Source organism: Pseudoalteromonas rubra, assembly GCF_000967655.1.
Taxonomy (GTDB): Bacteria; Pseudomonadota; Gammaproteobacteria; order Enterobacterales; family Alteromonadaceae; genus Pseudoalteromonas; species Pseudoalteromonas rubra_A.
This window is the reverse complement of sequence record NZ_JXYA01000016.1, coordinates 18,706-32,502: the sequence shown is the minus strand read 5'-3', so window position 1 is coordinate 32,502 and position 13,797 is coordinate 18,706. Positions and strand designations below refer to the sequence as shown.

The 13,797-nt window shown below is 47.2% G+C and carries 13 protein-coding genes; 5 read left to right on the top strand and 8 right to left on the bottom strand.

The features are described 5' to 3' along the window. Window positions 1–42 precede the first annotated feature (42 nt). On the top strand, window positions 43–597 hold the full coding sequence (locus TW77_RS07415) for a GNAT family N-acetyltransferase (RefSeq protein ID WP_046004340.1): 555 nt from the start codon (window positions 43–45) through the stop codon (window positions 595–597). A 104-nt stretch (window positions 598–701) separates the two neighbouring features. On the opposite strand, the gene TW77_RS07410 is transcribed toward TW77_RS07415, so the two are convergent. From TW77_RS07410 to TW77_RS07395, 4 genes are all read right to left on the bottom strand, one after another. Beyond that, window positions 702–2,258 carry a SulP family inorganic anion transporter gene (locus TW77_RS07410; RefSeq protein WP_046004339.1) on the bottom strand — a complete coding sequence of 519 codons (1,557 nt, stop codon included), beginning with the start codon at window positions 2,256–2,258 and terminating at the stop codon, window positions 702–704. Between the two features lie 112 nt (window positions 2,259–2,370). Next, entirely contained in the window at window positions 2,371–2,829 is a 459-nt protein-coding gene (locus TW77_RS07405) for an Lrp/AsnC family transcriptional regulator (protein ID WP_046004338.1), read from the bottom strand. Window positions 2,830–2,883: 54 nt separating this feature from the next. Beyond that, window positions 2,884–3,525 carry an MBL fold metallo-hydrolase gene (locus TW77_RS07400; protein WP_046004337.1) on the bottom strand — a complete coding sequence of 214 codons (642 nt, stop codon included), beginning with the start codon at window positions 3,523–3,525 and terminating at the stop codon, window positions 2,884–2,886. Next, entirely contained in the window at window positions 3,526–5,316 is a 1,791-nt protein-coding gene (locus tag TW77_RS07395) for a M14 family metallopeptidase (RefSeq protein ID WP_046004336.1), read from the bottom strand. Window positions 5,317–5,457: 141 nt separating this feature from the next. Here TW77_RS07395 and TW77_RS07390 point away from each other — a divergent pair, with 141 nt between their 5' ends. Further along, entirely contained in the window at window positions 5,458–6,288 is an 831-nt protein-coding gene (locus TW77_RS07390; RefSeq protein ID WP_046004335.1) for an SDR family oxidoreductase, read from the top strand. 243 nt (window positions 6,289–6,531) lie between these two features. On the opposite strand, the gene rplT is transcribed toward TW77_RS07390, so the two are convergent. From rplT to thrS, 4 genes are all read right to left on the bottom strand, one after another. Next, window positions 6,532–6,891, bottom strand: coding sequence for a 50S ribosomal protein L20 (rplT, locus tag TW77_RS07385; RefSeq protein ID WP_010387194.1), 360 nt, complete (start codon window positions 6,889–6,891; stop codon window positions 6,532–6,534). Window positions 6,892–6,906: 15 nt separating this feature from the next. After that, the gene (rpmI, locus tag TW77_RS07380; RefSeq protein ID WP_010387195.1) at window positions 6,907–7,107 is read right to left on the bottom strand and encodes a 50S ribosomal protein L35; all 201 of its coding nucleotides are present in this window, start codon (window positions 7,105–7,107) and stop codon (window positions 6,907–6,909) included. Between the two features lie 204 nt (window positions 7,108–7,311). Then, entirely contained in the window at window positions 7,312–7,875 is a 564-nt protein-coding gene (gene infC / locus TW77_RS07375; protein WP_082078869.1) for a translation initiation factor IF-3, read from the bottom strand. A 70-nt stretch (window positions 7,876–7,945) separates the two neighbouring features. Then, on the bottom strand, window positions 7,946–9,856 hold the full coding sequence (gene thrS / locus TW77_RS07370) for a threonine--tRNA ligase (protein WP_046004334.1): 1,911 nt from the start codon (window positions 9,854–9,856) through the stop codon (window positions 7,946–7,948). A 235-nt stretch (window positions 9,857–10,091) separates the two neighbouring features. Between thrS and TW77_RS07365 the strand changes: the two genes are divergently transcribed. The 3 genes from TW77_RS07365 (at window position 10,092) to TW77_RS07355 (ending at window position 13,689) form a co-directional block, all read left to right on the top strand. Continuing rightward, on the top strand, window positions 10,092–11,096 hold the full coding sequence (locus TW77_RS07365) for an endonuclease/exonuclease/phosphatase family protein (RefSeq protein WP_046004333.1): 1,005 nt from the start codon (window positions 10,092–10,094) through the stop codon (window positions 11,094–11,096). 75 nt (window positions 11,097–11,171) lie between these two features. Further along, a complete protein-coding gene (locus TW77_RS07360) occupies window positions 11,172–11,633 on the top strand; it encodes a DUF3010 family protein (protein WP_046004332.1) in 462 nt (153 codons plus the stop codon). A 211-nt stretch (window positions 11,634–11,844) separates the two neighbouring features. Continuing rightward, the gene (locus tag TW77_RS07355) at window positions 11,845–13,689 is read left to right on the top strand and encodes an ABC transporter ATP-binding protein (protein ID WP_046004331.1); all 1,845 of its coding nucleotides are present in this window, start codon (window positions 11,845–11,847) and stop codon (window positions 13,687–13,689) included. The last annotated feature ends 108 nt before the right edge of the window (window positions 13,690–13,797 follow it).

Genomic DNA, 13,797 nt, shown 5'->3' with positions numbered 1-13,797 from the left:
ATAGGTTATAAATTTCAAAATAAAAGCAACCAGGGGACGTATATGGATATGCTATGCGCTGATAACACACTACTGCTTCGACCGTTTGAAGAGTCAGATCTCAAAGAATTTGCCCGGTACAGAGCTAACCCAGAGGTGGCTCGATTTCAGAGCTGGGATGAAAACTATACGCTGAGAGATGCCACAACTCTTTTCCAGGCGATGGACTATAGCCGTTTCACAGAGCCCGGACTGTGGTTTCAGATTGCAATCGTCAGGCGCGTCTCTGGTGAGCTACTTGGTGACCTGGCACTGCACTTTTTACCACAACAGCAGGTTGAAATTGGTTTTACACTGGCACCTGAATCACAGCACAGAGGCGTAGCCAGACATGCACTTCGAATACTGCTGCCCCATTTGTTTTCGAAATACGACATTCACCGCGTGAGCGCACTCACTGATCCCCGCAACTTACCTGCTCAAAAGTTGTTGGAAGCACTGCATTTTCGACGTGAAGCCCATTATATAAAAAGCCTCTATTTCAAAGGCAGCTGGGTAGATGAGTACAGATATGCACTGTTACGAGAGGAGTTTTTGATAACGGAGTCTATCCGATAACATGTAGGTCATCAGTAGCAATATGTAATAAGCTGGTTTTTTACCGGAGCAAAGCTCAACTGAGAAAAGAAAAAGCCCCTCAAAAGGGGCTTGTTTAAATCAGATTACGCCAATTTGTCTGACGCAACTTTATATTTTGGATCTTCTATCACATTCACTTCTACCAGGTCAGCCGCTTTTGCCAGTAACTGCTGACAATCCTGGCTTAAGTGACGTAAGTGTAGTTTCTTGCCAGCCTTAGTGTACTTTTCGGCCAATGCATCAATGGCTTCAATCGCACTGTGGTCAGCAACACGACTGTGCTTAAATTCAATGATCACATCAGCCGGATCGTTAGCAACATCAAATAGCTCAGCAAAGTTCTTTACAGAGCCAAAGAACAGCGGACCGTGTAGCTCATACACTTTTGAGCCCTGCTCATCAATGTAATTGCTGGTGTAAATATGCTTGGCATGCTCCCAGGCAAAGACAAGTGCAGACACAATCACACCGACACACACAGCGATAGCCAAGTCGGTCACCACAGTCACGCCAGACACTAACACAATGACAAAGGCATCACTTTTAGGGATACGCTTCATCAGGCGGAAGCTTGACCACTCAAAAGTACCCAGTACCACCATAAACATCACACCGACCAGAGCCGCTAGCGGGATCATTTCAATCAGGCTGGCAGCAAAGAGGATAAATGCAAGTAACAGGACTGCTGCTGTGATACCAGACAGGCGACTACGACCACCAGAATTAATGTTGATCATCGATTGACCTATCATCGCACAACCACCCATCGCGCCGAAAACGCCACAAGTCATATTCGCGGCACCCTGGCCAATACACTCTCTGTTCGAATGACCTCGAGTTTCTGTGATCTCGTCAATCAGGGTCAATGTCAGCAGTGATTCAATCAAACCAATGGCGGCCAGAATAAGGGCATACGGGAAAATAATGGTAAAGGTCTCCCAGGTCCAGGGAACCTGAGGAATGTGGAATTCAGGGAAACCACCAGCAATGGTCGCATCCAAATTACCACTCATGTCTTTGAGGTAATCCAGTACGTTGCGTGTGTCAAGGTCAAGCCCAATCACCAAGCCTGTAACCACCAGAATGGCGGCCAGACTGGAAGGTACAGCCGTCGTCAGCTTTGGCAGAAAATGAATGATTGCCATAGTCAGGGCGACCAGACCAGCCATGATGTAGAGCTGCTGCCCCTGCATCCATTGTAATGTGCCAGACTCATCCATTACTTTAAACTGGCCAAGCTGAGCCAAAAAGATGACTATCGCCAGACCATTCACAAAGCCCAGCATCACCGGATGCGGTACCATGCGAATAAACTTACCCAGTTTAAACACGCCAGCGAGGATCTGCAGTACCCCCATAAGCAGCACAGTCGCAAACAGGTATTCTACACCATGTTCAATCACCAGGCTGACCATCACAACCGCCAGCGCGCCGGTTGCGCCAGAAATCATACCCGGACGACCACCAAAAATTGAGGTGATTAAGCCCACGATGAACGCGGCATATAAGCCGACTAATGGATCGACATGCGCGACAAACGCAAATGCGACAGCTTCAGGTACCAACGCCAGAGCGACGGTCAATCCTGACAGTATGTCGCTCTTAGCAGAGCTGGGCGCTTTGCCTATTAGATTAAACATTTAAATCCCCAAGATTATTACTACGACAGAAAAGCGCTGGATCCTAGCAAAATCCAGCGCTTTTAACAAATGTGATACATTATAGTTGAGTTTCGGGTCTGATGTATGACAATCAGATTGGCAGGGCTGTAGTCCGCTTAACACACGTCATGGTGACGTTTGAGTGTACTTCCTGAACATATTCCAGATTAAGCAGGTTGTCTCTGACAAATTGCTCATAGCCTTCTATACCACGCGAAATAATGCGCAACATAAAGTCCATTGTGCCTGCCATGGTATAGCACTCAGTGACTTCATCATAGCTCATAATCAACTTTTCGAATTCAGAAAGGTTATTACGGCCATGGTTTGATAGTTTTACGTGGGCATAAACCAGCATATCGAAACCAAGCTGCTTTTCATCTAACAAAGCAACTTTGCCCTTGATATACCCATCTTGCTCGAGTTTCGCAATGCGGCGCCAGCACGGTGACTGTGACAGCCCCACTTTATCGGCTATTTCAGCCGTAGACAGACTTGCATCTTGCTGTAACAGCGCGAGTATTTGACGATCAACCTGATTTAATGACATATTTTTCTTAATTTTTAATTAGTTAAATGAATAAAGTGCCGATAGACTCAGTTATCAGCCAAACCGCCCGCTCATAAAAGGATTATGGCGCTGTTCATAACCAATCGAGGTATCTTCCCCGTGGCCACTCATTACCCGCGTTGCCTCTGGCAACGTGAATAACTGAGTTTCAATAGAGCGCTTTAACAGTGCCGCATCCCCTTTCGGAAAATCCGTTCTGCCTACCGACCCTTTGAACAACACATCCCCCACCAGCACAGTGGCGCTTTGTGGTTCATAAAAAACCACATGGCCCGGCGTGTGGCCAGGACAATGACGCACCTCTAATTTTAATTCACCCAGCTCAACACAGTCACCGTCTTCTAGCCAGCGGTTCGGAAAAAACGCTGCGTGTGGTGCAAAGCCAAACATCTGAGCTTGCATTGGCAGTGCATCAAACCAGAACTTATCTTCGCGCTGCGGGCCGACAATATCAACCCCTAACGCGTTAGATAAGGTTTCACTGGCACCTACATGATCCAAATGGCCATGAGTGAGCAAAATCATTTCAACATCGAGTGCGCGTTCCTTTATGACAGACAATAGTTTATCAACATCGCCTCCCGGGTCAACCACTGCACACCGACCCGTGACTGGGCAGCAAATTATCCTGCAATTTTGCATAAATGGCGTAACGGGTATGGTAATTACCTGCATTTATTTTTCCTTAAAGGACATGAGGATCGGATACTTCAAATAAGCCTGATCATAATAAGGCGTGCGCTGATAGAGCCACTCCATCCGCGCTTTAGGATCGTTTGCAAAGGCTTTATCCTCGCTGATCTTCTTGTCAAACGCCAGAGCCATTGCCGGGTTGTCTTTTAACATTTTCCGGGCAAAAGGTTCAAGCGCATAATTTTCAACGTACTCTGTGCGCTGGAATACACCCGGGAAGTCGCCCCAGGCAAACAGCGAATCTGGAGCACTCGGATGAAGCAAATGCGTGGCAAGCTCTCCGCCTGCCTGCTGCGTAGACACCCGATACCAGCCTGACAAATTTAGAGTCGGTGGCACGGCTTGCTGCTCAAACTCAGCGCTGACACGAAAACGGCCTTCAAAAGGTGTATCAGCGAATTTATAGGATTTAATAGCAAGCTGAACAAGGTCATCAGCCAGCACGTCAGTATTGAGTTGCTCTACAGTGATGCCATGTAGCTTTAATTTATCGACTGTATGTGTGTACGCTGGCGGAATATAAAACGCATTGGGTACTTTTACTTTGCGCTTTTCTACTTTTTGCCAGTATACGGGCAGCTGCTCATACAGTTTAGGCTCTCCCAGATACTTAGCCTCCATCTGCCCTGACAGCGCACTCTCAAAGCGCTTGTAGGCAATACCCTTGAATGCAATTGGGTCTGGCTTTTCTGCGTAGCTACGCTCAACAACCAGCTCACCTGGGACAAAGTGTTGCTCTGTTTCAACCGCTTTGGCCAGCGCTTGCTGATGTTCAGCCAGTGCGTCTATGACGCCATCGACAAAAACATAGGTGCCCAGCACACGCTGCTTATAAGGTTTCAGTGAATGATTTTCCAGCAAGATGCTGGGCAACGCCTTGATGTCGGCCCAGCCATTTGAAAAACGAGGACTGGCAACCCAGCCAGCAAGGCCTTTCTTGAAGTCCCGCTTATCCATCACAAATACCAATGGACCAGGCTCATGGCCCTGCTCACGCAACTTCTCGTCTATCATTGGGGTAAAGTGCTGCTCAAGCACTTTTGCAACCGCTGGTGATTCACTGGCGAAACTAGGGTTAAAACCATAAGTGATATCATATTGATAATCAGCGCCATCGGTTACATGCAAATCAAGATACATAGCGGGTTGATACTGATTAACCACTTGCATGATGGCCCGAACGCCAGGGGTATCGAGTTTGGTGTAGTCACGATTCAGGTTCAGGTTCAGCCCATTAGTACGATAACCCATGAGCGCAGGGCCGCGCTGATTAATGCGGTTGTAGGCACTGCGCCTTTCATGGCCATCGACATTCAAGACGGGGATAAACAAAAGGTTTACTTTGTTCAGAATATCACGCCGTTTACCAGTTGCAATGTCGCGCAAAAGCATAAACATGGCATCTTTGCCATCAATTTCACCCGCATGGATCCCAGCCTGGATCAGTAACGTCGGTTTATTGTTATTTTTTATCATCGCCGGACTGAACTGATTGGCTTCTGAGGCGACCAGCATTTTAATATCGCGCCCTGCGTCACTGCGCCCTATAGTAAGGGCCTTAAACTGAGTCGGGTTTGCGGCAACCAAACGGTCGATAAATGCCATCGTTTTTGCATAGTCAGGACTTTCCAGGCCCTTGCTCAGTTCAAAATCTGTGGTGAGTGGTCCCTGCTCCTGCATCAGGCCAACACTTTTTCCTTGCCAGTCTTGTAACGGTGGTAAATGACCATTCAGATTTACTGTTGCACTTAGCAAAACAATGCCTAAATTCATAAACAATCTTTATTTTTATCTATCGATATGATGATTATATCAATATTTAAATTAACAACTTACAATGTGCGGTGATTCTACAAAAATTCACAGTTAATCGCGAGCTGACTTTTTACAGTGCGAAAAAACATGGATAAACACATGACAAAATCGATTTTAATCACCGGATGCTCCACCGGCATTGGCTATTACTGTGCAAAAGCACTCCATGATGGTGGCTTTCGCGTTGTGGCTTCAGTGCGCAATCCTCAACACTTGGCACGCTTTGAAGAAATAGGGATCCCTTGCATCATTTTGGACCTGGCCGATGATGCCTCAATTAAACAGGGCTTTGATGAGGCCGTTGCACTGTGCGACGGTAAACTGGACGCCCTATTTAACAACGGTGCCTATGGTCAGCCTGGCGCAGTCGAAGACTTGCCCACGGACGTGTTGCGCGCGCAATTTGAAACAAACTTATTTGGCTGGCATACCCTGACGTGTCTTGCGGTTGCCCATATGAGGGCCCACGGCGGTGACAGCCGCATTATTCAAAATTCATCTGTGCTGGGGCTCGTCGCTTTACCCTATCGCGGCGCCTACAATGCCAGTAAATTTGCTCTTGAAGGACTGACAGATACGCTGCGGATGGAACTAAATGGCTCCAATGTTCAGATAAGCCTGATAGAGCCAGGTCCTATCGTATCCGAATTTCGCCGCAATGCACGCCTCGCCTTTGAGCAGCACATTGAGATTGCAAACAGCGCGCACAAAACCGAATACGAGGCACAACTAACTCGCCTGAACGCTCAATCTACACCACAAAAATTTACGCTGGGGCCAGAGGCTGTCTATGAAAAATTGCTGCATGCGCTCACAGCAAAACGTGCTAAACCGAGATATTATGTGACCTTCCCAACTTATCTGATGGGTTACCTTAAACGCCTGCTCAGCTCAGCCTGGCTGGACAAGGTTTTGCTAAAAAATAGGTAGTAATACCAATTTCACTTAATACCTGTTCAATTTGACGGAGCAAATATGACGCTAACTGTGTTAAAAATTTCTCATTTAGAACAACTAAATAGCAAAATTTTTGCCTTGTTATCGACGATATTTTCTCGCCTCAAAATGGAACACTTAATTAAGCAAATTGGTATAACGCTTTGTTTTAAACACTCAGGATCAAAAAAAGGAGCCATTGGCTCCTTTTCTTTTCAATCGCTTAGCTTAAAAGAATTAAGCTGCAAGACCTTCTTTTGCTTTAGCAACTAGTGCTGCGAAAGCTACTTGGTCGTATACTGCGATATCAGCTAGGATCTTACGATCGATTTCAACAGATGACTTTTTAAGGCCATTGATGAAACGGCTGTAAGAAAGGCCGTTTTGACGTGCTGCAGCGTTGATACGTGCAATCCATAGTTGACGGAAAGTACGTTTCTTAGCGCGACGGTCACGGTAAGCGTATTGACCTGCTTTAGTTACTGCCTGGAAAGCTACGCGATAAACACGTGAACGTGCTCCGTAGTAACCTTTAGCTTGCTTTAATACTTTTTTGTGACGTGCACGTGCGATAACACCGCGTTTAACTCTTGCCATTTCTGATATCCTCTATTAAGCGAATGGTAACATACGATTGATAAGACCCAGGTCATTCTTATGAACCATAGTCTTATTACGTAGGTGAAGCTTACGCTTAGAAGATTTCTTAGTCAGAATGTGACGAAGATGCGACTGTTTACGCTTGAAACCGCCAGAAGCAGTCTTTTTGAAGCGCTTAGCAGCACCTCTGTGTGTCTTTAGTTTGTAAGACATTGCAATAACTCCAAATGATATTGCGTTAACATTATGCAAGCAGGCGGATGATAAACATCACTTTATTGGCCTGGTATGCACCCTAACTCCGGTGAAAAGCCACACGTGACCTTTACTTAGGTACCGGTTAACTCAGGTGGCTTACGCACTTGAAACCTGAGTTAAATTCTGTCGATCGTTAAATCGGCGCGTATTATGCCTTGATTAAGACTTTTTCGCAATAGGTGCCATCATCATAATCATTTGACGGCCTTCAACCCGGTTCGGGAATGACTCAACCTGAGCCACCTCTTCCAAATCAGCTTTCAAACGATTTAGCATTTCAATGGCAATTTCCTGGTGGGCCATTTCACGGCCGCGGAAACGAATGGTGATTTTCGCTTTGTCGCCCGCTTCAAGGAATTTGCGAAGGTTACGCAGCTTGACCTGATAATCGCCTTCGTCCGTGCCAGGACGGAATTTGATTTCTTTAACCTGGATCTGTTTTTGCTTTTTCTTTTGTTCTTTTTGTATTTTTGCTTTTTCAAAAAGGAACTTACCATAGTCCATAACTTTACAGACTGGTGGCTCTGCATTCGGACTGATCTCAACCAGGTCCAGGCCGGCTTCTTCTGCAAGCGTTCTTGCTTCTCTAATTGAAACTACGCCTGCCTGTTCGCCTTCAGCGTCAATTAAGCGAACTTCTTTCGCTGTGATTTCTTCATTGATACGATTTTTCTGAGCAGTAGTTTGCCCTTTTTTGCCGCCTCTAATGGTACGATCCTCCAAAAAGTCAAAAATATATTGTGCGAAAAGCGTTTTATGTTAGTTAATAAGCCTTTCGCACAGGTTTGTTAATTTAACGTCTGTCTTTGATTTCTTCGCTGATCTTAGCGATGAACTCATCAACAGAGAACTTGCCCAGGTCTTCACCTTTGCGTGTTCTTACCGCTACTTCTTGTTGTTCAACTTCTTTGTCTCCAACAACAAGGAGATACGGGATACGTTTTAAAGTATGCTCGCGGATTTTAAAGCCAATCTTTTCATTTCTCAAGTCAGCACCAGCTCTAATTCCAAGTTTATTCAGTTTTTGTACAACTTCTTGCACATAGTCGGCCTGTTTGTCGGTGATATTCATGATCACCACTTGCTTAGGTGCAAGCCAGGTCGGGAATAAACCTGCATACTCTTCAGTCAGAATACCAATGAAGCGCTCCAGTGACCCCAGTACAGCACGGTGGATCATCACTGGCGTTTTACGTTCATTGTTTTCTGCTACATATGTCGCGCCTAAACGGCCCGGTAAAGCAAAGTCTAGCTGTACTGTGCCACATTGCCAAGCACGCTCAAGACAGTCGTACAAAGTAAACTCGATCTTAGGACCATAAAACGCGCCCTCGCCCGGCAGGTAGTCGAACTCGATGTCGTTTGCTTTAAGTGCATCCGCCAGCGCTTCTTCTGCTTTGTCCCACATTTCGTCGTCGCCGATACGCTTTTCAGGGCGTGTAGACAGTTTTACAACAATCTTTTCAAAGCCGAACGTCGAATATGTATCATAGATCATATTAATACAAGCTGATACTTCATCCATGATCTGCTCTTCTGTACAGAAGATATGTGCATCATCCTGGGTAAAGCCACGAACACGCATCAGACCGTGTAGTGCGCCCGAAGGCTCGTTACGGTGACAGCAACCAAACTCAGCCATACGCAGTGGCAAGTCGCGGTACGACTTCAGGCCCTGGTTGAAGATTTGCACGTGACCCGGACAGTTCATCGGCTTAATGGCATATTCACGCTTTTCAGACTCTGTGGTGAACATCGCATCAGCGTACTTGTCCCAGTGGCCTGATTTTTCCCACAGACCACGGTCCATCATCAGCGGACCTTTAACTTCTTCGTAAGAGTACTCACGTAGCTTCTCACGCACGAAGTCTTCAAGCTCACGGTAGATGCTCCAGCCGTCGTTATGCCAGAAAACCATGCCCGGCGCTTCTTCCTGCCAGTGCCACAGATCAAGCGCTTTACCAATTTTACGGTGATCGCGTTTCTCAGCTTCTTCCAGACGCTTCAGATAAGCCTTAAGCTGCTTCTTATCTGCCCACGCAGTACCATAGATACGCTGCAGCATTTTATTTTCTGCATTACCACGCCAGTATGCGCCAGCCACTTTCATAATTTTGAAGTGTTGGCAGAATTTCATGTTTGGCACGTGCGGACCACGACACATGTCCACATATTCTTCATGATGGTATAGGCCTGGACGGTCATCTTTGTCGATGTTTTCATCCAGGATTTCCATTTTGTAAGTTTCGCCACGCGCTTCAAATGCGTCGCGTGCCTCTTGCCAGCTTACTTTCTTCTTAACAACGTCATAGTTAGTTTTAGCAAGTTCAAGCATGCGCTTTTCGATGGCATCGAGGTCTTCCTGAGTCAGCGAGTGCTCCATGTCGATGTCGTAGTAGAAACCATTGTCAATGGTCGGACCGATTGCCATTTTGGCTTCAGGGAAAAGCTGCTTAACCGCGTGGCCAATCAGGTGCGCACACGAGTGACGGATGATCTCTAAGCCATCTTCATCTTTTGCGGTGATGATCTCAAGCTGCGCGTCCTGTTCAATCAGGTCGCATGCATCCACACGCACACCGTTCACACGACCGGCAATGGTCGCCTTCGCAAGGCCAGGGCCGATGTCCTGAGCAACTTCTAAAGTGGTAACCGGGTTTTCAAAAATACGCTGACTGCCGTCAGGGAGAGTAATTACTGGCATGATAATTCCTATTTACAGTGGTGACACCTACAACGCATCACATGTATTAGTTAAGTTAATTCTTTTAAATTTGACGCCCATCAACGCTTTTACGAATAAGCATTGATTGAACAGTGATATACTGACAGAGTCTGGGGACTTTCAAACGCAGCGCCCATTGTGAACGCTCACGTGGCGAGTTGCAAGGAAAAGACTAAGATTAAGCAGGGATTTGGGTAAAATGACGAGGAAAACCATGGCACAGAAACACACATACAAGTTTGCATCCTTCAATTTGCTGAACTTTGCTGCGCCCCCTTATTCTTTTTATCAGCTCGATGAATCCTACAATGACACCCAATGGCTGACTAAGACTCAGTTTATCACGGGTCTTATCCAGCATATGGACCCAAGCGTCATTGTGTTTCAGGAAGTCTTTAGCCCGGAAACACTGGCCACCTTATGCGAAGATCTGGGACTGCCCTATTTTGCAACCGTCGACACGCCCAAACCCGACCTGGTTTATCCTAATGTGCTGTTTAACCCCATTGTTGCCATTGCCAGTAAATTCCCGTTTAAGAGCTTTACCCCGCTGGAGCCATGCCCTGAACTCCTGGAATACCTTAATAACCAGCACCAGTTTAAGTTTAACCGCACGCCTATAAAGTGCAGCTTTGAGTTACCCGGCTTTGGTCTGACAACCGTCTATGCAGTGCATTTTAAATCGCAGCGCGTCCATTCTATGGCCCATATGCTGGGCAATGCTTCCGTTGAAGATCCTCTGCTCACGTTGTTACATCAGACCGTGGGCACCATGCAGTCGCAGATCTCCCGTTCACTGGAGGCCTCTATTGTTTACTACGATGCCCTCAAAACACAGCGCGAGAAAGGCGCCGCAACACTCGTGATGGGTGATTTCAACGACCATATTGCCAGTCCGGCTCTGTCTTTTATGACTCAGCAGTTCCCAACCAGTGCCATGCATCAGGATGTTAACAGCGTCGGGCTGTTCGACAGCTTTTGCCTGGCGGACAATCAACTTAGTTTTGGTCAGAAGCCGCCAACACATTATTATCAGGGTACAGGTAATACGCTCGATTACATTTTGGCTTCTAAAAAGTTCAACCCCAACCTTGAGCAGAGTAAAGTAAGGCGCCTGACCTATCATAATTATGCATCGCACTTAGACCCCAACCGCGATGAGGAAGATATTCGCTATTCAGATCACGCCGCCATTGCCATCGAAATGATACTGCAATGAGTTCTCGCTCATCGCGAGCTGTGATATGATCTTTACCTGTAACGATTTATTTGACCAGTTAATGGGAAACCAACAATGAGAACACTCGGTGTAGAGATTACCGGCAGCGAGGCCCTGCTGTGCCTGCTGAGCAAAGAAGAAGACGTTTTTGATATTCGTGATATTCGCCAGACACGCTTTACCCTTGGCAATATTGGCCAGGACACAGAAGCGATGCGCAAATTCCACTTCGACTTTGCCAAGCTGGTAGAAGATTACAAAATTGACTCTATTGCCATCCGTCAACGTGCTCACAAAGGCAAGTTCGCGGGCAGCGCGGCCGGTTTTAAAATGGAAACAGCGATGCAGCTTATCGAAGGCTCAGACGTCAAGTTATTGTCTTCTACTGAAGTTAAAGAGCAACTTAAGCGTAATCCGGTGCCTGTCGATTTCGCCGATACAGGGTTAAAAAAGTACCAGGAACAAGCGTTTCATAACGCCTACGTATACATAATGCGTAAAACCTATGGTCATGAAGAAGCCGAACAGGCGGAATAACCCTCTCGCCCGGCACATAGGCCGGGCTTTTTAACCCCACTACACATCGCTAACACTTTCTCTTATTTCGCTTTTTCCAAATTGTCACTTGGTTTTCAGTCGTATTCTGCGTTATAAGTACGCAAGGCGCATGCGCTTTTTCTGAACAAACCTACGAACACCACATTAACGCGCAGGGTCGAACCGGCACTGTTATCATGCAGGAGGCAATATGCTAAAGTTTTTCGAACGATTTACCGACCCATTCCCAGCGCGACCGGCAACCCAGCCACCACAAGGTTTACTAGCATTTTGCCGGTTTTATACCAAAGGCATGGAATGGCCTCTGTTGTTGATGTCGCTGGCAGCTGCCATCCTGGCTACACTCGAAGTGATGTTGTTTGGCTTTATGGGCACGCTGGTTGACTGGATGCAGGCTTACACGCCCGCGGAGTTGTTCGAAGTCAAGCGCCAGGAGCTCACCGTTATGGCCGTGATCACTTTGGTCGGTCTGCCCGCCCTGGTATTTTTCCACAGTGCGATACTGCACCAAAGCCTGCTGGGTAACTACCCTATGGCCATTCGCTGGCTGGCCCATCGCTATTTGCTAAAACAAAGTATTTCTTTTTATCAGGATGAATTTGCCGGACGCATCGCAACCAAAGTCATGCAAACGGCCCTGGCCATCCGAGAAGCGGTGATGAAGCTGCTGGATGTGCTGGTTTACGTTATTGTGTACTTTGGCGCTATGCTTGCGCTGGTGAGCGACAATGACATGAGATTGATGATCCCACTGCTAATTTGGCTGGCCTTGTACATAGGCATGCAGTTTTATTTTGTCCCCCGGCTCAAACAGGTTGCCAGTAAACAAGCCGATGCCCGCTCCCAGATGACAGGTCGCGTGGTCGACAGCTACACGAATATCACCACAGTGAAGCTGTTCTCATATAATAAGCGAGAAGAGGTCTATGCCCGGGAAAGCATGGACCTGTTCATTCAACCTGTCTATGCCCAGATGCGACTGGCAACCCAGTTAAACGTCAGTATCCAGACGCTCAACTTTCTTTTGGTGTTCAGTGTCGCCGCCGGTTCTCTTTATCTGTGGTCACTCAGCGCCATCACCAGCGGTGCAATTGCAATCACAATTGCCCTTGCGTTGCGCCTTAATGGCATGTCGCAGTGGATAATGTGGGAAGTGTCCAGCCTGTTTGAAAACATCGGCACGGCCATTGACGGTAAAAATACCTTAGCCAGACCATTAGATGTGCAGGACCAGCCCAATGCACCCGCACTACAAGTCACTCAGGGCGAGATAAAGTTTACCGAACTGCATTTTGCTTACAAACGGCAAAAACATGCCGAGCAGCATGCGGTTATTCAGGGACTCAACCTGACTATCTCGCCAGGAGAAAAAATAGGTATCGTTGGTCGCTCGGGCGCAGGTAAATCAACCCTGGTTAATCTGCTGCTGCGTTTTTACGATGTTCAGCAAGGCAGTATTGAAATTGACGGGCAAAATATTGCAAAGGTCAACCAGGAAAGCTTGCGCGCACACATTGCCATGGTCACACAAGACACCGCCCTGTTGCATCGCAGTGTCCGTGATAACGTGCTGTATGGCAGGCCCGATGCCAGTGAAGCCGAGCTGTTGGACGCAATTGATAAAGCGCAGGCTAGTCAGTTTATCGAAGGGCTTGAAGACAGTCTGGGTAATACCGGGCTCGATGCCCAGGTGGGTGAACGCGGTGTTAAGCTCTCAGGGGGACAACGCCAGCGTATCGCCATTGCACGGGTACTGCTAAAAAATGCCCCTATTCTGATTTTGGATGAGGCAACCGCGGCACTGGATTCTGAAGTGGAAGCCGCTATTCAGGATAGTTTAGACAGTCTGATGACGGGTAAAACCGTGATTGCGATTGCGCACCGCTTGTCGACCATTGCACAAATGGACCGCCTGATCGTGATGGATCAGGGCCAGATTGTTGAGCAAGGCACACACGATGCCCTGTTGTCACAAAATGGTATCTACGCAAAATTATGGGCGCATCAGACCGGCGGGTTTATTGGTGTTGAATAATACAGCTGAAGCAGGCGCGTTATTTAGTGCGCTCTGCTTCTTGAATGCCTTTTCGTACCGCAAACTTGACGATGCGATATATGATATAAAATGGGAGTGCCATCAAAA